This window comes from Bradyrhizobium sp. Kon10 (genome assembly GCF_055807395.1).
On the sequence record NZ_JBVVOZ010000128.1, the window covers coordinates 1 to 475 of the forward strand.

Below are 475 nucleotides of genomic sequence, written 5' to 3' on the forward strand. Positions count from 1 at the left end.
CGCATCACGTAGGAGTGGTTCGGCGTGTTGAGGCGATAGGTCGGGTTGGACTGGCCGCCCTTGAACTGGAGGACGACCAGCGGTCCCTCATAGCCTTCGACGTTGTCGCGCATCCAGGCTGCGAGCCGCATCTCGTCGAACCGATGACGCTCCTCGACGGGCCTGGTGCCCGAGAATTCTTCGTCTTTCCTCACGCCGTCAGCCACGATGACGCTCCCTCTTTTCCTGTCGTCATTCCGGGGCTCGCGCAGCGAGAACCCGGAATCTCGAGATTCCGAGTTCGATGCTTACGCATCGCCCCGGAACGACGGTGTGGGAGCACGCAACCCTCCCCTGTTTTTTAATGCGTGGAAGAGTTGGCATACTTCCGAACCTCGAGCCTGGCAATGGCGCGATTGTGCACCTCGTCCGGGCCGTCGGCGAGACGGAGCGTGCGGATGTGGGCGTAGTCCTTGGCAAGGCCGGCTTCGTCCGA

The 475-nt window shown here is 62.3% G+C and carries 2 pseudogenes; both read right to left on the reverse strand.

Annotated elements, in window-relative coordinates:
* A pseudogene (locus AC0L2O_RS36370) lies at nucleotides 1-206 on the reverse strand (phosphotransferase family protein); the annotation flags it as partial.
* A 134-nt stretch (nucleotides 207-340) separates the two neighbouring features.
* Nucleotides 341-475, reverse strand: a pseudogene (locus AC0L2O_RS36375) (acyl-CoA dehydrogenase); the annotation flags it as partial.